Annotated in this window: 16 protein-coding genes; 11 read left to right on the top strand and 5 right to left on the bottom strand. The window is 59.2% G+C overall.

The annotated features are described in order from the left end of the window. Positions 1–74: 74 nt before the first annotated feature. Positions 75–2,816 (bottom strand): aconitate hydratase AcnA, encoded by a 2,742-nt coding sequence (gene acnA / locus IB252_RS04900; protein ID WP_192407136.1) that lies wholly within the window; start codon positions 2,814–2,816, stop codon positions 75–77. 222 nt (positions 2,817–3,038) lie between these two features. Between acnA and rlmM the strand changes: the two genes are divergently transcribed. Both rlmM and tusA read left to right on the top strand, forming a co-directional pair. Beyond that, positions 3,039–4,112, top strand: coding sequence for a 23S rRNA (cytidine(2498)-2'-O)-methyltransferase RlmM (gene rlmM, locus IB252_RS04905; protein ID WP_008157308.1), 1,074 nt, complete (start codon positions 3,039–3,041; stop codon positions 4,110–4,112). Positions 4,113–4,297: 185 nt separating this feature from the next. After that, a complete protein-coding gene (gene tusA / locus IB252_RS04910; RefSeq protein ID WP_192407138.1) occupies positions 4,298–4,549 on the top strand; it encodes a sulfurtransferase TusA in 252 nt (83 codons plus the stop codon). Here the strand turns inward: tusA and IB252_RS04915 are convergent. Continuing rightward, positions 4,546–5,955 carry an MATE family efflux transporter gene (locus tag IB252_RS04915; protein ID WP_192407140.1) on the bottom strand — a complete coding sequence of 470 codons (1,410 nt, stop codon included), beginning with the start codon at positions 5,953–5,955 and terminating at the stop codon, positions 4,546–4,548. The genes tusA and IB252_RS04915 overlap by 4 nt on opposite strands. Before the next feature lie 342 nt (positions 5,956–6,297). Here IB252_RS04915 and pdxB point away from each other — a divergent pair, with 342 nt between their 5' ends. Further along, entirely contained in the window at positions 6,298–7,440 is a 1,143-nt protein-coding gene (gene pdxB, locus IB252_RS04920; protein ID WP_192407142.1) for a 4-phosphoerythronate dehydrogenase PdxB, read from the top strand. A 158-nt stretch (positions 7,441–7,598) separates the two neighbouring features. On the opposite strand, the gene IB252_RS04925 is transcribed toward pdxB, so the two are convergent. Continuing rightward, complete coding sequence (locus IB252_RS04925; RefSeq protein ID WP_008151434.1) at positions 7,599–7,778, bottom strand: PA1571 family protein; 180 nt, start codon at positions 7,776–7,778, stop codon at positions 7,599–7,601. Between the two features lie 258 nt (positions 7,779–8,036). On the opposite strand from IB252_RS04925, the gene IB252_RS04930 reads away from it, so the two are divergent. Together IB252_RS04930 and IB252_RS04935 are read left to right on the top strand one after the other, a co-directional pair. Next, complete coding sequence (locus IB252_RS04930; protein ID WP_192407152.1) at positions 8,037–9,812, top strand: ABC transporter transmembrane domain-containing protein; 1,776 nt, start codon at positions 8,037–8,039, stop codon at positions 9,810–9,812. 68 nt (positions 9,813–9,880) lie between these two features. After that, entirely contained in the window at positions 9,881–10,915 is a 1,035-nt protein-coding gene (locus IB252_RS04935; RefSeq protein WP_192407154.1) for a Fic family protein, read from the top strand. A 70-nt stretch (positions 10,916–10,985) separates the two neighbouring features. On the opposite strand, the gene IB252_RS04940 is transcribed toward IB252_RS04935, so the two are convergent. Continuing rightward, positions 10,986–12,914 (bottom strand): transglycosylase SLT domain-containing protein, encoded by a 1,929-nt coding sequence (locus tag IB252_RS04940; RefSeq protein ID WP_192407156.1) that lies wholly within the window; start codon positions 12,912–12,914, stop codon positions 10,986–10,988. Positions 12,915–13,127: 213 nt separating this feature from the next. Between IB252_RS04940 and IB252_RS04945 the strand changes: the two genes are divergently transcribed. Beyond that, positions 13,128–15,047, top strand: a complete 1,920-nt coding sequence (locus IB252_RS04945) for an ATP-binding cassette domain-containing protein (RefSeq protein WP_192407164.1) — start codon at positions 13,128–13,130, stop codon at positions 15,045–15,047. Positions 15,048–15,238: 191 nt separating this feature from the next. Here the strand turns inward: IB252_RS04945 and IB252_RS04950 are convergent, their stop codons facing one another. Beyond that, entirely contained in the window at positions 15,239–15,676 is a 438-nt protein-coding gene (locus IB252_RS04950; protein ID WP_008151425.1) for a universal stress protein, read from the bottom strand. A gap of 104 nt (positions 15,677–15,780) precedes the next feature. Between IB252_RS04950 and IB252_RS04955 the strand changes: the two genes are divergently transcribed. From IB252_RS04955 to topA, 5 genes are all read left to right on the top strand, one after another. Beyond that, positions 15,781–16,218: a hypothetical protein gene (locus tag IB252_RS04955; protein ID WP_192407166.1), complete on the top strand. Its 438-nt coding sequence runs from the start codon at positions 15,781–15,783 to the stop codon at positions 16,216–16,218. A 541-nt stretch (positions 16,219–16,759) separates the two neighbouring features. Further along, positions 16,760–18,907 carry a fatty acid oxidation complex subunit alpha FadB gene (fadB, locus tag IB252_RS04960; protein WP_111450593.1) on the top strand — a complete coding sequence of 716 codons (2,148 nt, stop codon included), beginning with the start codon at positions 16,760–16,762 and terminating at the stop codon, positions 18,905–18,907. A 29-nt stretch (positions 18,908–18,936) separates the two neighbouring features. Beyond that, the gene (fadA, locus tag IB252_RS04965; protein ID WP_076030378.1) at positions 18,937–20,112 is read left to right on the top strand and encodes an acetyl-CoA C-acyltransferase FadA; all 1,176 of its coding nucleotides are present in this window, start codon (positions 18,937–18,939) and stop codon (positions 20,110–20,112) included. Positions 20,113–20,211: 99 nt separating this feature from the next. After that, positions 20,212–20,448, top strand: a complete 237-nt coding sequence (locus tag IB252_RS04970; RefSeq protein ID WP_007953059.1) for a DUF1653 domain-containing protein — start codon at positions 20,212–20,214, stop codon at positions 20,446–20,448. 114 nt (positions 20,449–20,562) lie between these two features. Next, positions 20,563–23,196 carry a type I DNA topoisomerase gene (topA, locus tag IB252_RS04975; protein WP_192407168.1) on the top strand — a complete coding sequence of 878 codons (2,634 nt, stop codon included), beginning with the start codon at positions 20,563–20,565 and terminating at the stop codon, positions 23,194–23,196. The last annotated feature ends 74 nt before the right edge of the window (positions 23,197–23,270 follow it).

Below are 23,270 nucleotides of genomic sequence, written 5' to 3' on the forward strand. Positions count from 1 at the left end.
GAGGCGCGCGATTATAGGGATGTCCGGCCCAAACAAAAACACCGCCCGAAGGCGGTGTCTGTGTCAGCAGGTTGTTACGAGGCAATCAACTGCCGCAACACGTAATGCAAAATCCCCCCCGATTTGAAGTACTCCACCTCATTCAAGGTATCGATCCGGCACAACACCTCGACCTTCTCGTGGCTGCCGTCTTCACGGGTGATCACCAGCGTCAGGTTCATCCGCGGCGTCAGTTCGACGCCGGTCAAACCGAGGATATCCAGTGTCTCCTTGCCGGTCAGGTTCAGGCTCTTGCGGTTTTGATCCAGCTTGAACTGCAACGGCAACACGCCCATGCCTACCAGATTGGAGCGGTGAATCCGTTCGAAACTTTCCGCAATGACCGCTTTGACCCCCAATAGATTGGTGCCCTTGGCCGCCCAATCGCGACTCGAACCGGTGCCGTATTCTTGCCCGGCAATCACCACCAGCGGCGTGCCCGAGGCTTGATAACGCATCGCCGCGTCGTAGATCGGCATCCTCTCCCCGGTGGGAATGTAAATCGTATTACCGCCTTCTTCACCGCCGAGCATCTCGTTACGGATGCGGATGTTGGCAAAGGTGCCGCGCATCATCACTTCGTGGTTGCCGCGTCGCGAGCCGTAGGAGTTGAAGTCCCGTGGTTCTACGCCTTTGTCGCGCAAGTAATGGCCTGCCGGGCTGTCTGCCTTGATGTTGCCGGCGGGAGAGATGTGGTCGGTGGTCACCGAATCACCCAGCAGCGCGAGGATTCTGGCACCGGCGACGTCCTTGACCACCGGCGGCGGCCCGCCGATGTCGTCGAAGAACGGTGGATGCTGGATGTAAGTTGAATCGTCCTGCCAGACATAGGTCGCTGCTTGCGGCACTTCGATTGCCTGCCATTGCTCATCGCCGGCAAACACCTCGGCGTACTCCTTGTGGAACATTGCAGTGTTGACCTGGTTCACCGCGTCGGCGATCTCTTTGGTGCTTGGCCAGATGTCCCGCAGATACACCAGATTGCCCTCTTTGTCGGTACCCAAAGGCTCGCTGCTGATGTCGATGCGCACTGTCCCGGCCAGCGCATAGGCGACGACCAGCGGTGGGGAGGCCAGCCAGTTGGTTTTCACCAGCGGATGCACGCGGCCTTCGAAGTTGCGGTTGCCCGACAGCACCGAGGCGACGGTCAGGTCGGCGGCCTGAATGGCTTTTTCGATCGGCTCCGACAATGGCCCGGAGTTGCCGATGCAGGTGGTGCAGCCGTAGCCGACCAGGGCAAAACCCAGTTCATCAAGGTATTGAGTCAGGCCGGCAGCCTTGTAGTAGTCAGTGACCACTTTCGAGCCTGGGGCCAGCGAGCTCTTGACCCACGGTTTGCGCTTGAGGCCTTTTTCCACGGCTTTCTTCGCCACCAGGCCGGCGGCCATCATCACGCTCGGGTTGGAGGTGTTGGTACAGGAGGTAATCGCCGCGATCACTACCGCGCCGTTTTTCAATCGATAGGTCTGACCTTCGTATTCGTAGTCGGCTTCTCCGGCCAGGTCGGCATTGCCCACCGCGACGCCACCGCCGCCTTCACTTTCGAGGCGGCCGATTTCCTTGCTGGTGGGTTTGAATTGCAGGTCGACGAAGTCACTGAATGCTTGCGCGACATGCGGCAGCGATACCCGGTCTTGTGGGCGTTTCGGCCCGGCAAGGCTGGCTTCGACGCGGCTCATGTCCAGCGCCAGAGTGTCGGTGAACTCCGGTTCCTGACCCGGCAGGCGCCACAGGCCCTGGACTTTGCTGTAGGCCTCGACCAGTTTCACGGTTTCGCGGGTGCGACCGGATAAACGCAGGTATTCCAGGGTGATGTCATCCACCGGGAAAAAGCCGCAGGTGGCACCGTATTCCGGGGCCATGTTGGCGATGGTCGCGCGGTCGGCCAGCGGCAGGTCGGCGAGGCCGTCACCGTAGAACTCGACGAATTTGCCGACCACGCCTTTCTTGCGCAGCATCTGGGTGACGGTCAGCACCAGGTCGGTGGCGGTGATGCCTTCCTTGAGTTTGCCGGTGAGTTTGAAGCCGATTACTTCAGGGATCAGCATCGACACCGGTTGACCCAGCATCGCCGCTTCCGCTTCAATCCCGCCGACGCCCCAGCCGAGTACGCCGAGGCCATTGATCATGGTGGTGTGGGAGTCGGTGCCGACCAGGGTGTCGGGGAAGGCGTAGGTGCGGCCGTCCTCGTCCTTGGTCCAGACCGTGCGCCCCAGGTATTCCAGATTCACCTGGTGGCAGATCCCGGTGCCCGGCGGCACCACGCTGAAGTTGTTGAAGGCGCTTTGGCCCCAGCGCAGGAACGCATAACGTTCGCCATTGCGCTGCATTTCGATGTCGACGTTTTGTTCGAAGGCGCTGGCGCTGGCGAATTTATCGACCATCACCGAGTGGTCGATCACCAGATCCACGGGGGAGAGCGGATTGATACGCTGCGGGTCGCCGCCGGCCTTGGCCATTGCGGCACGCATGGCGGCCAGGTCGACCACGGCAGGAACACCGGTAAAGTCCTGCATCAATACCCGCGCGGGACGGTATTGAATTTCGCGGTCGGAGCGACGTTCCTTGAGCCAGGCGGCAATCGCCTTGAGGTCGGCGCCGGTGACAGTTTTTTCATCTTCCCAGCGCAGCAGGTTTTCCAGCAGCACTTTCAACGACATGGGCAGCTTGTCCAGGTCGCCCAGGCTTTTGGCGGCATCCGGCAAGCTGAAATAGTGATAGGTCTTGTCGTCGACTTGTAAGGTTTTAAGGGTTTTCAGGCTATCGAGGGACGGCATTGAAATGACTCCTTTGGGTCCGCACGGCTACGGACTGACGGGACAGACAGAGCCTTAAACCTAGTCCTGTTTGGTGCTTAAGGCTAATAACTGGACTCTATGGTCGAGTCCAAGGTTCCGAACTCGGCTATCATGCGCCGGTTTTCGTGACAGGCTTTGCTTCAACGCAAGTCTGGGCATCGTGCAGTGGCTGAATTTCTCGCCATCTGCCCAGGAGTAAGAATGAACACCCTCTTTATGCATTGCCGGCCGGGCTTCGAAGGCGAAGTCTGTTCCGAGATTTCCGAACACGCCGCGCGGCTGAACGTGGCCGGTTATGCCAAGGCCAAGACCGCCAGCGCCTGCGCCGAATTCATCTGCACCGAAGAAGACGGCGCCGAGCGCCTGATGCGTGGCCAGCGTTTCGCCGATCTGATCTTCCCGCGCCAGTGGGCTCGCGGGATCTTCATCGATCTGCCGGAAACCGACCGCATCAGCGTGATCCTCGCGCACATGGCGGACTTCCCGCTGTGCGGCAGCCTGTGGCTGGAAATGGTCGACACCAATGATGGCAAGGAGCTGTCGAACTTCTGCAAGAAGTTCGAAGGCCACCTGCGCAAGGCGCTGATGGCGGCTGGCAAACTGGTTGAAGATGCCCACAAGCCGCGCCTGCTGCTGACCTTCAAAAGTGGCCGAGAAGTGTTCATGGGCCTGGCCGAGTCGAACAACTCGGCGATGTGGCCGATGGGCATTCCGCGGCTGAAGTTTCCACGTGAAGCGCCGAGCCGTTCGACGCTGAAGCTGGAAGAGGCGTGGCACCATTTCATCCCGCGTGATCAATGGGATGAGCGCCTGCACAGCGACATGACCGGCGTCGACCTTGGCGCCGCTCCCGGCGGCTGGACCTGGCAACTGGTCAATCGCGGCATGCTGGTGACTGCGATCGACAACGGCCCGATGGCCGAAAGCCTGATGGACACAGGTTTAGTGCAACACTTGATGGCCGACGGTTTCACCTTCAAGCCCAAGCAACCAGTGGACTGGATGGTCTGCGACATCGTCGAGAAACCGGCGCGCAACGCCGCGATGCTGGAAGAGTGGATTGGCGAGGGGCATTGCCGCGAAGCGGTGGTCAACCTCAAGCTGCCGATGAAACAGCGTTACGCCGAAGTGAAGCGCTTGCTGGAGCGCATTGCCGATGGGTTCAAGGAACGCGGGATTCGGGTCGAGATCGGCTGCAAACAGCTGTACCACGACCGTGAAGAAGTGACCTGCCACCTGCGCCGGCTCGACGTAAAGAAACCGAAATCCCGCTGATCTTGCACACTGATCGTTCCCACGCTCCGCGTGGGAATGCCGCCGGGGACGCTCCGCGTTCCGCCTTTGGATGTGACGCAGAGCGTCACGGGATGCATTCCCACGCGGAGCGTGGGAACGATCAGCTGCCAGTGACTAGACACCCGGCAATGCGCGACAATGCCGGCAAGTTTCAGGAGTGAATCATGAGTGAAATGATTGATATGCCGGTTGACGGCACCCTCGACGCCACCGGCCTCAACTGCCCGGAACCGGTGATGATGCTGCACCAGCACATCCGTGATCTGGTGCCCGGCGGCCTGCTCAAGGTGATCGCCACCGACCCGTCGACCCGTCGCGACATTCCCAAGTTCTGTGTGTTTCTCGACCACGAACTGGTGGCGCAGCACGAAGAGGCAGGCACCTACCTCTACTGGATCCGCAAGAAACTCGCTTAACCCGCCGAATGGCTGATGCGGATTCGCTTGCGTGCACTGCGCGTCAGGCGGATCGACAGCATCAGCGCCGCGCAACTCAAGCCCACGATCAATCCCTGCCACAGCCCGCTCGGGCCGCTTGGCGCGCCGAACCACTCGGTCAGGCCCAGCGTGTAACCCACCGGCAAACCAATGCCCCAGTAAGCGAACAGCGTCAGGATCATTGTCACCCGCGTGTCCTGATAGCCGCGCAACGCGCCGGCCGCCGTCACCTGGATCGCATCGGAAAACTGGAACAGCGCCGAATACACAATCAGCATCGCCGCGACATGAATCACCGTCGGGTCGGCCGTGTAGATCGTTGCGATGTGTTCACGCAGCAACAGCATCATGCTCGCGGAAATGCACGCATAGGCCAGCGCCGTGCCCATGCCGACACCGGCGGCAAAGCGGGCCTCGCGCGGTTCCTGACGGCCGAGCGCCTGGCCAACTCGCACGGTCACGGCCATGCCGAGGGAGTAGGGGATCATGAACACCAGCGAGCTGAAATTCAGCGCGATCTGATGCCCGGCCACTACCGTCGCGCCGAGGCTGCCGATCAGCAGCGCAATCACCGCGAAGATGCTCGATTCGGCGAACACCGCGATGCCGATCGGCAGGCCGATGCCCAGCAGGCGTTTGATCACCGACCACTGCGGCCAGTCGAAACGGCTGAACAACTCACTCGACTGATACGCCGGCGCCCAGCGCTCCCACCCGGCCATGCCCAGCGCCATCACCCACATCACGATCGCCGTGGCCCAGCCGCAACCGACACCGCCCATGGCCGGCACACCGAAGTGGCCATAGATGAAGACGTAGTTCAGCGGAATGTTCAACGCCAGCCCGCATAGACCCAGCACCATGGCCGGACGCGTACGCCCCAGGCCGTCACTGAAGCAGCGCAGCACATGGTAGAACGCAACGGCAGGCAAACCGCTGGCGATACCGTGCAGGTATTGCATGCACGGGCCGATCAGTTCGGGATCGACCTTCATGATGTGCAGAATCGGTTCGGCGCTGAACAACATGCCGGTCGCCATCAAGCCCACGACCAGTGCCAGCCACAGTGCCTGGCGCACGATCGGGCCGATCTCGCGGTGGGTGCCGGCGCCGAAACGCTGGGCGACTTTCGGGGTAGTGGCCAGCAGCGTGCCGGTCATTAACAGAAATACCGGCACCCAGATCGAGTTGCCCAGCGCCACCGCCGCCAGATCCCGTGGCCCGACCCGGCCCGCCATCACCGCATCGACGAAGCCCATGGCGGTGGTCGCCAGTTGCGCGATCATGATCGGCAAGGCCAGGCCGAGCAGGTTTTTCAGCTCCAGGCGAACCCGGGCCGGACGGGTGAGGGAAATAGCGGCGGGGCGGTCAGTCACGGAATTCAAGGGCGAAACGTCCAGAGATGTTGATGCGCAAGGCGGCGCATTCTACGCCCTGACGCAGTGGTCAGGAAAAGTCCTGTGTTAGGGATTTGTAATCGACGTTGTTCGAGATCCCCTGTGGCGAGGGGACTTGTCGGACCGCCGCACCGCCCCGTTGGGCTGCGAAGCAGTCCCAGAACCTGTGCACGCGGTGTGTCTGTAATAACGTGGATTCAGGAATAGGGGCCGCTTCGCAGCCCAACGGGGACAAGTCCCCTCGCCACAGGGGGCGTGGTGATACTTAATGCCTGCTGGCCCACTACGGCCATCTGCGCCTACACTGCCGATCCGCCAAAGGAGCCTGCCATGCTGATTGTTGCCGACGAAAATATCCCGCTGCTCGATGCCTTCTTCGAAGGTTTCGGTGAAATCCGCCGGGTGCCGGGACGTTCCATTGACCGCGCCACCGTCGAACAGGCCGATGTACTGCTGGTGCGCTCGGTGACCAACGTTAACCGCGGGTTGCTCGAAGGCAGCAAGGTACGCTTTGTCGGCACCTGCACCATCGGCACGGATCACCTTGATCTGGATTACTTTGAGCGGGCCGGCATCACCTGGTCCAGCGCACCCGGCTGCAACGCCCGGGGCGTGGTCGACTATGTGCTCGGCAGTCTGCTAACCCTGGCCGAAATCGAAGGCGTCGACCTGGCTCAACGCACCTACGGCATCGTCGGTGCCGGTGAAGTGGGCGGCCGGTTGGTCAAGGTGCTGCAAGGTCTGGGCTGGAACGTGCTGGTCTGCGATCCGCCAAGACAAGCTGCAGAAGGTGGCGATTACGTCAGCCTCGAGCAGATCATCGAGCAGTGCGATGTCATCAGTCTGCACACGCCATTGAAGAAACACGGCGCCCAGTCGACCTGGCATCTGTTCGATAAAAACCGATTGAACCAGCTCAAGTCCGGCACCTGGTTGATCAACGCCAGTCGTGGCCCGGTGGTCGACAACGCCGCGCTGCGTCAGGTGCTGCTGCAGCGTGAAGACCTGCAAGCAGTGCTGGATGTCTGGGAAGGCGAGCCTGAGGTCGATGTGGCCCTGGCCGAACTCTGCGTGCTGGCGACGCCGCACATTGCCGGTTACAGCCTCGACGGCAGACAGCGTGGCACCGCGCAGATTTATCAGGCGTATTGCGATTTTCTCGGGCAAGCCGCCCAGATCAACTTGAACGATTTGCTTCCCGCACCCTGGTTGTCGCAAGTGACCTTGAACGCTAACAGCGATCCGGCCTGGTCGCTGGCGATGTTGTGCCGCGGCGTGTACGACCCGCGTCGCGACGATGCGGATTTCCGCCGCAGCCTTGTAGGCAATGTGAACGAACAGCGTGCGGCGTTCGATTCACTGCGCAAACATTATCCGTTGCGGCGTGAGATTGATGGGTTGCAGGTGCGGATCGAGGGGGATTCGCCTGCGTTGCAGAAGATCGTGGCGGCGTTGGGCGCTTCGGCTGTCTGAGCATCGAGTTGGCCCCTTCGCGAGCAGGCTCGCTCCCACATTAATCTCAGTCGTATTGTGGGAGCGGGCTTGCTCGCGAATGGCTGCCCCTCAATTCTGGATCAGCACCCATAAAAAAACCGGCCATCAGAGGCCGGGTCAAGAAGACGGTGGCTATATCACTTTTGTTCGGCAGGCTTGACCAATCGCTTTTCCAGTTCGCGGCAAGCGTCCTGGATCATGTCTTCAGTGATCGGTACTTCGCGCCCATCCTTATCGATAATCGAGCAACCCAGAGACTGGTCTGGCTGTGTGCGGATCACTTCAATCTTGTCTTCGCTGCTGTTTTGCAAGGACATGGCCTGTCTCCTCATCAGGTTGTGTGCTTACTGTAGAACCGCCACGTGACCGGGCTGTGACAACTCCCTGCGATCTTTGCGGCGGAAGCATCAGTCCACCAGAAATATGGCAGCGTTGCCACCCGAACTTTAGACCAATACCGTCTAGGACCTAGTCTTTGCGGTCATATTTAACCTGACTCATTATGATTTACAGCGTTCAAGCCCATCGACCGGTGTAGGCTTGATTGCGTCAAAGCCTACTGGTTGCGCCATCGAATGATCTCCATCCTCTCATCCCGTCAACGGCGCGCCATGCGCCTGGCCCTGCGTTTCATTGCGCCTTATCGCTGGCCGGCCGTCGGTGCCTTGCTCGCATTGATCGTCACGGCGGGCATCACCTTATCCATGGGGCAGGGGATTCGCCTGCTGGTAGATCAGGGCTTCATGACCCAATCGCCGCATTTGCTCAACCAGTCCATCGGCTTGTTTATGTTGCTGGTGGTCGGGCTGGCGATTGGCACCTTCGCGCGTTTCTACCTGGTCTCATGGATTGGCGAACGCGTTGTCGCGGACATCCGTCGTCAGGTGTTCAATCATCTGATTTATCTGCACCCGGGATTCTACGAAGACAACCGCAGCTCCGAGATCCAGTCGCGGTTGACCGCTGACACCACGCTGCTGCAATCGGTGATCGGCTCTTCGCTGTCGCTGTTTTTGCGCAATCTGTTGATGGTGATCGGCGGGATCGTCCTGTTGTTTATCACCAACCCCAAACTCACCAGCATCGTGGTGGTCGCGTTGCCATTGGTGATCGCGCCGATCCTGATCTTCGGCCGTCGGGTGCGTAGCCTGTCGCGCCTGAGCCAGGACCGGATTGCCGATATCGGCAGCTATGTTTCCGAAACCCTGGGCCAGATCAAAACCGTGCAGGCCTACAACCATCAGGTCCAGGATGAGCAGCGCTTCGCCGCAACGGTGGAGGAGGCCTTCAACACCGCTCGCAAGCGGATCTTCCAGCGGGCCTGGCTGATTACCCTGGTGATCGTGCTGGTGCTTGGCGCAGTCGGGGTGATGCTCTGGGTCGGCGGCATGGATGTCATCGCCGGATGGATTTCCGCGGGTGAGCTGGCGGCGTTTGTGTTTTACAGCCTGATTGTCGGCAGCGCATTCGGCACGTTGAGCGAAGTGATCGGCGAACTGCAGCGTGCCGCCGGCGCCGCCGAGCGGATTGGCGAGTTGCTGCGCTCGGAAAATATCATCCGGCCACCGACTACTGGCCTGGTGACCTTGCCTGAACGGGTAAGGGGTGACCTGGTGCTGCAAGACGTGCGCTTTTCCTACCCGTCGCGTCCCGAAAGCTATGCGGTCGATGGTTTGAATCTGACGATCAATGCTGGCGAAACCCTCGCGTTGGTTGGGCCGTCCGGTGCCGGCAAGTCGACGGTGTATGACTTGCTGCTGCGCTTTTACGACCCGGCTGAAGGACGCATCCTGCTCGACGGCGTGCCGCTGACTCAACTCGATCCGTTGGACCTGCGTCGCTGCTTTGCCCTGGTCTCGCAATCCCCGGCGCTGTTCTTTGGCAGCATCGAAGAGAACCTCCGTTACGGCAACCCGACCGCCACCCTGGCCCAGGTTCAGGAAGCGGCGAAAATCGCTTACGCCCACGACTTCATCGAACAAATGCCCAACGGCTACCAGACCCACCTTGGCGACGGTGGCCTCGGTTTGTCCGGCGGTCAACGCCAGCGCCTGGCCATCGCCCGGGCGCTGCTGGTGGACGCGCCGATCCTGCTGCTGGACGAAGCCACCAGCGCCCTCGACGCCCAGAGCGAACACCTGATCCAGCAAGCCCTGCCGAGCCTGATGAAAAACCGCACCACGCTGGTCATCGCCCACCGACTGGCCACCGTGAAAAACGCTGACCGGATCGCGGTGATGGACCAAGGGAAACTGGTGGCGGTGGGGACGCATCAGGAATTGATTGCGAGTAACGCGCTGTATGCGCGGTTGGCGGCGTTGCAGTTTAACGATGGACATGAGGCTGCGTGAATGAGAGCTGCTGAATGCTGCCGTGGTCGGGCATTATGTCGGCCACAGTTGCGAGCCTGGAAAAGGATATGAGCCGTTATCAACCACCGTTGACCCTGACCACCAGAATGCTGGCGTTGGTCGCCGGGATTAGTGAACAAATTGGTCAGCTGGCGGCTGTGGATGAGCGCCTGCAAACGCCTCAACTGCGTCGTAGCAATCGGATTCGTACGATTCAGGCTTCTTTAGCGATCGAGAACAACACCCTGAACATCGAGCAGGTGACGGCTGTTCTGGCGGGGCAGCGTGTGTTGGGATTGCCTCGGGAAATCCAGGAAGTGCGCAACGCTTTCGCGGCTTATGAAGCCATGCCGGAGTGGCAGCCGAGTCGCCGAGCCGACTTACTTTATGCCCATGAGTTGCTGATGGGTGGGTTGATTGACGACTGCGGGCAGTTTCGTCGAGCCGGTGTGGGCATTTACCGTGGCGATAAACTGGTCCATATGGCCCCGCCGCCGAGTCGCCTTGCGCAATTGATTGAAGACTTGTTGGCGTGGCTTGGCGATTCTGATTGGCATCCGCTGATCATCAGCTGCGTCTTCCATTACGAATTCGAGTTCATCCATCCCTTCGCTGATGGTAATGGACGCATGGGCCGTCTTTGGCAGACGTTGATACTCAGTCAATGGCGCCCGGTGTTGGCATATCTGCCTGTCGAAGCGGTAATTCGAGATCAGCAGGATGCTTATTACGCGGCATTGTCGGCGGCCGATCAGTTGGCTGAGGCGACGCCTTTTGTCGAGTTCATGCTGCAGGCATTGAGTCTCGCGCTTGAGGAAGCGGCCCTTAGTGAATCAGTAACCGACCCAGTAACCGACCTGGTAAGCGACCCAGTAGGGAAATTGCTTTCAGCGCTTCATGTTAACGGCCCGCTTAAAATCAGCGACTTAATGACCGAGGTCGGTTTGGCTCACAAGGCGACCTTTCGGGCTAACTACCTCAGGCCCGCATTGGCTGCCTACTTGATTGAAATGACCAATCCCGAGTCGCCAAGCAGCCCTGCTCAAAAATATCGACTGACCCGGCATGGCAAGCGGATTGCCGCACGGCTCAAGTCGGCATAGTCGTTCTGGACGCGAAAAAAATGCCCGCATCAATCGATGCGGGCATTTTTGTCAGTGCTTCAAAGCAGGATTATTGATCGTCAAAGTAGCGCTCATGCCAATCCACCAATGGTTGCGGTGAGTTGAGCTTCTGGCCGTAGATCACCGAGTACGACAACACGTTTTGCACGTACTGACGGGTTTCGTCGAACGGGATGCTTTCCACCCAGACGTCGAAACTCAGGTGGTCCGCACCGCGCAGCCACTGGCGCACGCGACCGGGCCCGGCGTTGTAGGCGGCGGAAGCGAGGACGCGGTTACCGTTGAACTGGCTGTGGACCTGGCTCAAGTAAGCCGCGCCTAGCTGGATGTTCTTGTCCGGGTCGAGCACTTGCTGAGGCGAGGCCAGGGGAATGCTGAACTTGCGCGCGGTTTCCTTGGCGGTGCCGGGCATCAGTTGCATCAGGCCGCTGGCGCCGACGCCGGAACGGGCGTCGTCCATGAAAGCACTTTCCTGGCGGGTGATAGCGAACACCCAGCTCGAATGCAGGCCACGAACCTTGGCTTCGCGCACCAGGGTTTCGCGGTGGGCCATCGGGAAACGGATGTCCAGGTCGTCCCAGTACTGCGCCTGACTGATGGTGCGGATCGCCGGGAAATACCATTTCAGGTCGTAGGCCAGTTTCGCCTGGGCGACCATTTCGTCGCGGCTGAAATGGCGGCTGACGTGGTACCACTCGCGGCGACCATCGACGATCTGTCCGCGAGCATGGAATTCCAGGGCGCGTCGTATGCCGGGGGTATTGCGGACCTTGTTCATCAGCGCTTGACTGAGCACCAGCGGTTTGTTGTTCAACGAGTAGGGCGACTGTGAGCGATCCGCTGCGAGGAAGCCGTAAAAATCACGCTCGCGGGCGAGGCCTTTATAAAGCGTTAGCGCTTCCGGGTTTTGCGGTTGAGCCAGTTCCAGGCTGCGGGCCTGCCAGTAGCGCCAGCGATTGGTGGTCGCCAGATCCTGCGGCAGACGGCGAGTCAGTTGATAGGCATCGTCCCAGCGAGCCAGGCGCAGCAGCAGGCGCAGGCGCCATTCCGACACGGTGTTGTCGCGCAGTTCCGGGTCGTACTTGGTCATCACGTCCAGTGCGCGCGGGTCGAAACGTCGGGCGAGGGTCAGGCCGATTTCCCGGGCAATGGCCACTTTTTCGTCGCGCGAGAAGTGCATGCTGCTGGCATAGCCGTCGAGCAAGGCCATGGCCTTGTCCGGATCCTGTTTGGCCAGGCGGCGCAGGCCGAGGCTGACGATGTCGGACATCGGCTCGTCGGCCGGGGTAAACCGCGACGGTTGATTGAGCAGCTCGGGTTTCTGCGCCACATCCACCAGCAAGCGGCCGCGCGGGCCGAGGGTGGTCAGGCCGCTCACCAGGCTGTTGGCTAGCGGGTAGTTGCGCGACTGGGCGGCAAGCTTGGTGCGCTCCCAGCGTTTCTGTTCGGTCAGTTGACCTTCGGCGGCCCAGATCCCGAACAAGCCATCACACGCCCCAGGCAGCGATTTACCGGTCAGCCAGAGTTTTTCGGCGTTGGCATAACCTTCGGTCTTCTGTTTGCGCGCGATCTGATTCTGCGCGTTCAGGCAGTCCAGTTCGGTGAAATTGAGTTTGGGGTCGTAGTACTTGACGAAGGTTTCCCAGTCGCCGCGATCGGCCAGCCAGCGCAACCAGCGCAGTTTCATCCAGTTGGCTTGCGGCAGGTCGCCGTGTTCAGCGAGAAATTTCTCGATTTCGGCATTGCTCGCGGTTTTCAGACGTGCGGTCAGTTCGTCGTACGCAAGATAAGGCTCCAACGGGTAATCCCTAAGAGCCTGGCTGTAACGGAAGTAAGGACCTGTATCACCCTTGGCCAGGGCACGCTTGGCTTCATCGTAGTATTGACGCTGGGTAGACAGGTCCACCGCCTGTGCTGTTTGGATGGCAGTGGCAGAAAGAAGAAAACAGGATAAAAGACCAAAAAGGCGACTGCGCATGAGACGTCCGAACAGAGAAATCATGACAAGCGTTGACGATGCCAACACTGAATTAACTGTAGCTTAGCCTTTTGCCAGCAGCGGGCGAAAGCTTTGCCGGCCTGTCAGCATCAGTTCGCAACATTTGTCATGCAGAGTGTCGCGAAGGTGAAATTGCCGGCCTTCTGAAGCCTCAAGTCAGGTAGAATGCGCGCCCGGTTTTTGGAGAAGCTCATGACCCTGCTCAAATTCAGCGATGTGTCCCTTGCTTTCGGCTCTACGCCGTTGTTGGACAAGGTGTCCTGGCAGATCGCCCGTGGTGAGCGGGTGTGCATCATCGGCCGCAATGGCACTGGCAAGTCCAGCATGATGAAGCTCGTCAAGGGCGACCAGAAGCCCGATGACGGCTCCGTTTGGCGCGCACCCGGCCTCAAGATTGGCGAATTGCCGCAAGAATTGCCGGTAGCCGACGAGCGGACCGTGTTCGACGTGGTGGCCGAAGGCCTGGACGGTGTCGGCGAACTGCTCGCGCAGTATCACCACCTCAGCCAGAACATCGTCACCGACGCCGACCTGGACAAACTGATGCACGTCCAGCACGACCTCGAAGCCCGTGACGGGTGGCGTTTGCAGCAACTGGTCGACAGCACGTTGAGCCGTCTGCAGTTGCCAGCCGACAAGACCCTCGCCGAATTGTCCGGCGGCTGGCGTCGCCGCGTCCTGCTGGCTCAGGCTCTGGTTTCCGAACCCGATCTGCTGCTGCTCGACGAACCGACCAACCACCTGGACATCGGTGCAATTGCCTGGCTCGAAGAAGCGCTGAAGGATTTCCAGGGCGCCGTGCTGTTCATCACGCACGACCGTTCATTCCTGCAGAACCTCGCGACCCGCATTCTCGAACTGGATCGCGGTGGCCTGATCGACTGGAACGGCGACTACGCCAGCTTCCTCGTGCACAAAGAAGCCTCGCTGGCCGCTGAAGATACTGCCAATGCGCTGTTCGACAAAAAACTGGCCCAGGAAGAAGTCTGGATCCGCCAGGGCATCAAGGCGCGCCGCACCCGTAACGAAGGCCGCGTCCGTGCCCTCAAAGCCCTGCGCAATGAGCGTAGCGAGCGTCGTGAACGCACCGGCAAGGCCAACATCCAGCTGGATACCTCCGACAAGTCCGGCAAGCAGGTGATGGTCCTTGAGAACGTGAGCTTCGCTCACCCGGGCGGCCCGTTCCTGATCAAGGATTTCTCGATGGTCCTGCAGCGCGGCGACCGTATCGGTCTGCTGGGCGCCAACGGTACCGGCAAAACCACACTGTTGAAGCTGATGCTCAACGGTCTGCAGCCAACCAGCGGCACCGTGGAAGAGGGGACGCGCATCGACGTGGCCTACTTCGACCAGTTGCGCCATCAGCTGGACCTGGAAAAGACCGTAATTGACAACGTTGCGGAAGGTCGCGACTTCATCGATATCGATGGTCAGAGCCGCCACGTGCTGAGCTACCTCGGCGACTTCCTGTTCAGCCCGCAGCGTGCCCGCACGCCGGTGAAGGCGCTGTCAGGTGGTGAGCGCGCGCGTCTGTTGCTGGCGAAACTGTTCAGCAAGCCGGCGAACCTGCTGGTCCTCGATGAACCGACCAACGACCTCGACGTCGAAACCCTCGAGTTGCTGGAAGAGGTCTTGCTGACCTTCAATGGCACCGTGCTGATGGTCAGCCACGACCGGGCATTCCTCGACAACGTGGTCACCAGCACCCTGGTCTTCGAAGGTGAAGGCAAGGTTCGCGAATACGTTGGTGGTTATCAGGACTGGCTGCGTCAGGGCGGCTCGCCGCGCCTGCTGGGCGTGACCGAGAGCAAGTCCGGCAAAGCCGACCTGACCTCCGCTGTCGTGACGGCTGAAGCTGCGCCAGTTGTTGCTGTCGTCGAAGCGCCGGTGGCGAAGAAGAAACTCAGCTACAAGTTGCAGCGTGAGCTGGAAATGTTGCCGGGCCAGATCGAAGCCATGGAGCAGCAGATCGCTACCGTTGAGGCGCAAATGGCCGATGCCGGTTTCTATCAGCGTCCTGCTGCCGAGACCACTGCAGTGATCGCTCAGTTGGAGCAGTTGCAGGCTGAGCACGACGTAATGGTCGAGCGCTGGGCCGAGCTGGATGCCTGATTGATCCTGCTATAAAAAAGCCCGGCGTTCAGTGATGAACGCCGGGCTTTTCGTATGGAAGGCGATCTACTGGCCGACATGGATTCACTGTGGGAGCGGGCTTGCTCGCGAAAGCTGCTTAACATTCAATAAAGATGTCGACTGTCACGCCGCTTTCGCGAGCAAGCCCGCTCCCACATCGTTCCGTGTTATCAGCTTTTGATCAGGCGCACCGCGAGCACATCACAGGGCGCACCATGCAGGACGTCATTGGCAGTCGAGCCCAGCAGCAATGCCAGGCCGTGTCGGCCATGGCTGCCCACCACGATCAGGTCGCAGGTTTGTTCCTTGGCCAGGTGGTGGATCTCCTGGCGTGGCTGGCCGTAGGTCAGGTGGCTGTATTCCTTGGAGAGTTCCGGATACTTCACGATCAGCCGGTCCAGGCGCTCCTTGGCCTGATCGAACTGCTGTTGTTGCAGTTGTGACAGGTCCATGGGGACGTCGCCGCCAAAGGCCATGGCCATTGGCTCGACAATGTGCACCAGGGACAGTTTTGCCCCGTTGCTCACCGACAGTTCGCGAGCGCGGTGGATTACAGGATCGCACTCTTCGGTTAGATCTACAGCGACCAGAATGTGGTTGTAGGGCATGAGGTGCTCCTCCTGAGGGTTGCAATATTGGTAAGTATGGCTGGTTTCAAGCGCATTGTTTTCGAAGTGACCCAATGCGCTCATCAAGAATCGGGAGTACAGATATGACGGTCTGGATAGTGGTGTCAATCCTGTTGGTGGTACTGAGTCCGCTGGCATGGTTGCGCCCGTCGCGCCACCAGAGCGGCCGCATGGCCCTGCGCATGGAGGCGCGACGCATTGGGTTGGCGATGCAGCTGGCGCCTCAGGACTGGCCGCACTGGCTGAGCAAGGAGCCGCCGAGCCCTTGTGCCCAATACCATCGACCACGGCGGGGCAATCGGCCGGCGTGCTGGTGTTACTGGCAAAAAACGCCGGGTGTCTGGGTCAATCAGTGGCAGGAGGTCTGCGAGGAACCTGCGTTGCTGATTCATTTCGAAAAGTTGCCAGACAACGTTTACAAGGTCGAAGCAGACAAGCAGATGATCACGTTGTATTGGGGCGAGAAGGGCGAGGCGACGGTTTTGCAGGATATTGATGCGGTGCTGAAGGCTCTGGCATAAATCACGGAAATTTCGCGCCGCAATGGCGCGAAACGTCTGGCAGACAGGCAATAAAAAGCCCGACATCATCATCGGGCTGGAGTTGGCCAGGCAGGCCGGTAATTCTGTGTGGCGCTGATATTACGCTGGGCGTTCGCCAAAAGCGTTGATGTTTTTTCCCTCAAGGTCCCGCCAGCGTAGCTTGTTAAACAAAGGCTGCAGCGAATTAGGGCGACTTTTCTAACTATTGATCCTATGAATGGCCTCACATGCAGCCGCGTGTTGCAGGGCTTCGCGGTACGGAAATGACCGGAAAGTCGCGTTTCAACCCGTATTTTGGGCGATTGACAATTGTCGGAAATTCCGTGAAGGTGACGTACCCAAATCAAACGGGCGTATGAATTGAGCGTTTGTATTACAGACCGCTCCTACAGAATCCCGACTATCGCGTTGGCGGGTGTGCCGGGTGAATGGGCGTAGCATTGACGTTAAACGTCCCTGCCGAACCATTCACTTGCGTCCGACGTGTACTGTTCAGCTTCCATATCGTGGAGATCAGTTGATGATTTACGAAGGTAAAGCCATCACGGTTAAGGCTCTTGAAAGTGGCATCGTCGAATTGAAATTCGACCTCAAGGGTGAGTCCGTCAACAAGTTCAACCGTCTAACCCTGAACGAACTGCGTCAGGCCGTAGACACCATCAAGGCAGATGCTTCGATCAAGGGTGTGATCGTCAGCAGTGGCAAGGACGTGTTCATTGTCGGCGCCGACATCACCGAATTTGTCGAGAACTTCAAGCTGCCTGATGCAGAGCTTGTTGCTGGCAACCTGGAAGCCAACAAGATTTTCAGCGATTTCGAAGACCTCAACGTCCCGACTGTCGCCGCGATCAACGGCATCGCCCTGGGTGGCGGTCTGGAAATGTGCCTGGCGGCGGACTACCGCGTCATGTCCACCAAGGCCAAGATCGGTCTGCCGGAAGTCAAGCTGGGCATCTACCCGGGCTTCGGCGGTACCGTGCGCCTGCCGCGCATCATCGGTGCCGACAACGCCATCGAATGGATTGCCGCCGGCAAGGAAAACCGCCCTGAAGACGCGCTGAAAGTCGGCGCAGTCGACGCAGTGGTTGCCCCAGAGAAACTGCAGGAAGCTGCTCTGGAGCTGATCAAGCGCGCCATCTCCGGCGAGTTCGACTACAAGGCCAAGCGTCAGCCGAAGCTCGAAAAGCTCAAGCTCAACGCCATCGAACAAATGATGTCGTTCGAAACCGCCAAGGGTTTCGTGGCCGGTCAAGCGGGCCCGAACTACCCGGCACCGGTCGAAGCGATCAAAACGATCCAGAAAGCCGCGAACTTCGGTCGCGACAAGGCGCTGGAAGTCGAAGCCAATGGTTTCGTCAAACTGGCCAAGACCTCTGCCGCGCAGAGCTTGATCGGTCTGTTCCTGAACGATCAGGAGCTGAAGAAAAAGGCCAAGGCCTACGACGAAATCGCCAAAGACGTGAAGCAGGCTGCCGTATTGGGCGCTGGCATCATGGGTGGCGGTATCGCTTATCAGTCGGCCTCCAAAGGTACGCCGATCCTGATGAAAGACATCAACGAGCACGGCATCGAGCAAGGTCTGGCCGAAGCTGCCAAATTGCTGGTGGGCCGCGTTGATAAAGGTCGCATGACCCCGGCGAAAATGGCCGAAGTGCTCAATGGCATTCGTCCGACCCTTTCCTACGGTGATTTCGGACACGTCGACCTGGTCGTCGAAGCCGTTGTCGAGAACCCAAAGGTCAAGCAAGCCGTTCTGGCCGAAGTCGAAGGCAAGGTCAAAGAGGACACCATCCTCGCGTCCAACACCTCGACCATTTCCATCACCTTGCTGGCCAAAGCCCTCAAGCGTCCGGAAAACTTCGTCGGCATGCACTTCTTCAACCCGGTGCACATGATGCCGCTGGTTGAAGTGATCCGTGGCGAGAAGTCCAGCGAAGTGGCTGTTGCCACCACCGTTGCCTACGCCAAGAAAATGGGCAAGAACCCGATCGTCGTCAACGACTGCCCGGGCTTCCTGGTCAACCGCGTGCTGTTCCCGTACTTCGGCGGTTTCGCCAAACTGGTCAGCGCCGGTGTGGACTTCGTCCGTATCGACAAGATCATGGAAAAATTCGGCTGGCCAATGGGCCCGGCGTACCTGATGGACGTAGTCGGCATCGACACCGGCCACCACGGTCGCGACGTGATGGCTGAAGGCTTCCCGGACCGCATGAAAGACGACCGTCGTTCGGCCATCGACGTGCTCTACGAGGCCAAGCGCCTGGGCCAGAAGAACGGCAAGGGCTTCTATGCCTACGAGACCGACAAGCGCGGCAAGCAGAAGAAAGTCGCCGATCCGTCGGTACTGGAAGTGCTCAAGCCGATTGTCTTCGAACAGCTTGAAGTCACCGACGAAGACATCATCAACTGGATGATGATCCCGCTGTGCCTGGAAACCGTGCGTTGCCTGGAAGACGGCATTGTCGAAACCGCTGCCGAAGCCGACATGGGTCTGGTCTACGGTATTGGTTTCCCTCCATTCCGTGGCGGTGCGCTGCGCTACATCGATTCGATTGGTGTTGCAGAGTTCGTTGCCCTGGCTGACCAGTACGCTGATTTGGGCGCGCTGTACCACCCGACCGCAAAACTGCGCCAAATGGCCAAAACCGGCCAGCGGTTCTTCGGTTAAGCGCCCCCAACTAGAGTGAGAGTGAATATATGAGCTTGAATCCTAGAGACGTCGTGATTGTCGACTTCGGTCGTACTCCGATGGGCCGCTCCAAGGGCGGCATGCACCGCAATACCCGCGCTGAAGACATGTCGGCGCACCTGATCAGCAAGTTGCTGGAACGCAACGTCAAGGTTGATCCGAGCGAAGTCGAAGACGTGATCTGGGGCTGTGTGAACCAGACCTTGGAGCAGGGCTGGAACATCGCCCGCATGGCGTCCCTGATGACTCAGATCCCGCACACCGCTGCCGGCCAGACCGTCAGCCGTCTGTGTGGTTCGTCGATGAGCGCTCTGCACACTGCCGCGCAAGCGATCATGACCGGCAACGGTGACGTGTTCGTGGTTGGCGGCGTCGAGCATATGGGTCACGTGAGCATGATGCACGGTGTCGATCCGAACCCGCACATGTCCCTGTATGCGGCGAAAGCCTCGGGCATGATGGGTTTGACCGCTGAAATGCTGGGTAAAATGCACGGCATTAGTCGCGAACAGCAGGACGCTTTCGGCGTGCGCTCCCACCAGCTCGCTCACAAGGCGACACTGGAAGGCAAGTTCAAAGACGAAATCATCCCGATGCAGGGCTATGACGAGAACGGTTTCCTGAAGCTGTTCGACTATGACGAAACCATTCGTCCGGAAACTACCCTGGAAAGCCTGGCGGCTCTCAAGCCAGCGTTCAACCCTAAGGGCGGCACCGTGACAGCCGGTACTTCGTCGCAAATCACTGATGGTGCTTCGTGCATGATCGTGATGTCGGCGCAGCGTGCACAAGACCTGGGCATTCAGCCTATGGCGGTGATTCGTTCGATGGCGGTGGCAGGTGTGGACCCGGCAATCATGGGCTATGGTCCAGTACCGGCGACACAAAAAGCACTGAAGCGCGCGGGTCTTGGCATTAACGATATCGACTTCTTCGAGCTCAACGAAGCTTTCGCCGCACAGGCCCTGCCAGTGCTGAAAGATTTGAAAGTACTCGACAAGATGAACGAGAAGGTTAACCTGCACGGCGGTGCGATTGCCCTGGGTCACCCATTCGGTTGCTCCGGTGCGCGTATCTCCGGCACTCTGCTGAACGTGATGAAGCAAAATGGCGGCACCTTCGGGGTAGCTACCATGTGCATTGGTCTCGGCCAAGGCATCTCCACCGTCTTCGAACGCGTTTAAGCGTTTCGTCGAAGGAAGCCGGGGCCAAGTGCCCCGGTTTTTGTTTTTCTGAATTTATTTTTGTTTTTATTTTGAAAAGATTTGAGCGAGGGCCAAACCATGCCGATACAACCTGGGCTCTACCAACATTACAAAGGTCCGCAGTACCGCGTATTCAGTGTTGCGCGGCATTCGGAAACCGAAGAAGAAGTGGTCTTCTACCAAGCCCTGTATGGCGATTACGGCTTTTGGGTGCGTCCCTTGAGCATGTTCCTGGAGTCGGTCGAGGTTGACGGCGAACAGGTGCCACGCTTTGCTTTGGTGCAAGCCGAACCGAGCCTTTTTTCCAAGCCATAAGCTGAGTTCGCGCAAGACCCTGCGCTTGACCTCACCTTGTAGCCACTATATATAGCGGTGCCGCGTCAGGCGCCAACCGCCTTTCACTTCTAGAATTCAGGAATTTTCTGATCCATGGGCAAATCGCTGGTCATTGTGGAATCCCCGGCTAAGGCCAAGACCATCAACAAGTATCTGGGTAACCAATACGTGGTGAAGTCGAGTATCGGCCATATCCGAGACCTGCCCACCAGCGGTTCGGCTAGCGCCAGCAAAGAGCCAGCCGCCAAGCGCGGCAAGGCCGCCGCGGGTGAAGGTCCGGTGCTCACGCCGAAAGAGAAAGCGCGTAAGCAGCTGGTCTCGCGTATGGGTGTCGATCCCGATCATGGCTGGAAAGCCAAGTACGAGATCCTCCCGGGCAAGGAAAAGGTCATCGAAGAGCTGCGCCGGCTCGCCAAAGATGCTGACACCATCTATCTCGCAACCGACTTGGATCGCGAGGGGGAAGCCATTGCCTGGCACCTGCGCGAAGCCATCGGTGGTGATGACAGCCGCTACAAGCGTGTGGTGTTCAACGAAATCACCAAGAAGGCGATTCAGGAAGCCTTCTCCAGGCCGGGCGAGCTGGACATCGACCGTGTAAACGCCCAACAGGCGCGTCGTTTCCTCGACCGCGTGGTGGGTTACATGGTTTCGCCGTTGCTGTGGGCCAAGGTCGCCCGTGGCCTGTCCGCCGGTCGCGTGCAATCGGTTGCCGTGAAGCTGGTTGTTGAGCGTGAGCGTGAAATCCGCGCGTTCAACCCGGAAGAGTACTGGGAAGTTCACGCCGACCTCGGCACCGCCAAGGGCGCAACCGTGCGCTTTGACGTGGCTCGCGAGAAAGGCGAAGCCTTCAAGCCGCTCAACGAAGCTCAGGCCATGGCCGCGCTGGAGAAGCTCAAGGCTTCCAGCTACAGCATCGTGAAGCGCGAAGACAAACCGACCAGCAGCAAGCCGTCGGCACCGTTCATTACGTCCACCCTGCAACAGGCTGCGAGTAACCGCCTGGGCTTCGGCGTGAAGAAAACCATGATGATGGCCCAGCGTCTTTATGAAGCCGGCTACATCACTTACATGCGTACCGACTCCACCAACCTTTCGGTTGATGCTGTGACGATGGCGCGTACTTATATTGAAGGCGAGTTCGGCAAGAAGTACCTGCCGGAAAACCCGAATGTCTACAGCAGCAAGGAAGGCGCACAAGAGGCTCACGAAGCGATTCGTCCCTCCGACGCCAATACCGAGCCAAGCAAACTGTCGGGCATGGAGCGCGATGCTGAGCGGCTCTACGAGCTGATCTGGCGCCAGTTCCTCGCTTGCCAGATGCTGCCGGCCCAATACCTGTCGACCACTGTCACCGTCGGTGCCGGTGACTTCGAGTTGCGCGCCAAGGGCCGCATTCTGAAGTTCGACGGTTATACCCGCGTCATGCCGCAAATCGCCAAGCCTGGCGATGACGACGTGCTGCCGGACATGGCTCAGGGCGACGCGATGAAGCTGATCAAGCTTGATCCGACCCAGCATTTCACCAAGCCGCCGGCGCGCTACTCGGAAGCGAGCCTGGTTAAAGAAATGGAAAAACGCGGCATTGGTCGTCCTTCGACCTACGCGGCGATCATTTCGACCATCCAGGATCGTGGCTACGTAGCGCTGCACAACCGTCGTTTCTACTCGGAAAAGATGGGCGACATCGTTACCGAACGTCTGGCCGAGAGTTTCTCCAATCTCATGGACTACGGCTTCACCGCCGGCATGGAAGAGAACCTCGATGACGTGGCCCAGGGCGAGCGCGACTGGAAAAACGTACTCGACGAGTTCTACGGCGACTTCAAGAAGAAACTCGAAGTAGCCGAAAGCGCCGAAGGCGGCATGCGCGCCAACCAACCAGTGATGACTGACATTCCGTGCGTATTGTGCGGGCGTCCGATGCAGATTCGTACGGCATCGACTGGCGTGTTCCTTGGTTGCTCGGGCTACAGCCTGCCGCCGAAAGAGCGCTGCAAGGCCACCGTCAACCTGGTGCCGGGCGACGAAATCGCGGCGGACGACGAGGGTGAATCGGAATCGCTGGTGCTGCGTGGCAAGCACCGCTGCCCGATCTGCAGCACGGCGATGGACGCTTACCTGCTGGATGAGAAGCGCAAGCTGCACATCTGCGGTAACAACCCGGATTGCTCTGGCTACGAAATCGAAGAGGGCACTTATCGCATCAAAGGCTACGAAGGTCCGAGCCTGGAATGCGACAAGTGTGGCAGCGAGATGCAACTCAAGACCGGCCGTTTCGGCAAGTTCTTCGGTTGCACCAATGCGACGTGCAAGAACACCCGCAAACTGCTGAAAAGCGGTGATGCAGCACCGCCAAAGATGGATCCGGTGAAGATGCCTGAGCTGAAATGCGAAAAGGTCAACGACACCTACATCCTGCGCGACGGTGCTTCCGGCCTGTTCCTGGCAGCCAGTCAATTCCCGAAAAACCGCGAGACGCGTGCTCCGCTGGTCATGGAAATTGTGCCGCACAAGGATGAGATCGATCCGAAGTACCACTTCCTCTGCGAAGCGCCGAAGAAAGATCCGGATGGCCTGCCAGCTGTGATCCGTTACAGCCGCAAAACCAAAGAGCAGTACGTACAGACTGAAGTCGACGGTAAGCCGACTGGCTGGAAAGCGTACTACGACGGCGGCAAGTGGACGGTTGAAGACAAGCGTCCGGCTAAGACTGCCAAGGCTTAAAAGGCGCTGTACACAAAAGGCCGCATGACAACCCTTGGGTTTTCATGCGGCCTTTTTGTTTTGTGCTTGCGGGA

It is taken from the genome of Pseudomonas sp. PDM10, from assembly GCF_014852295.1.
In the GTDB taxonomy this organism is placed as follows: Bacteria; Pseudomonadota; Gammaproteobacteria; order Pseudomonadales; family Pseudomonadaceae; genus Aquipseudomonas.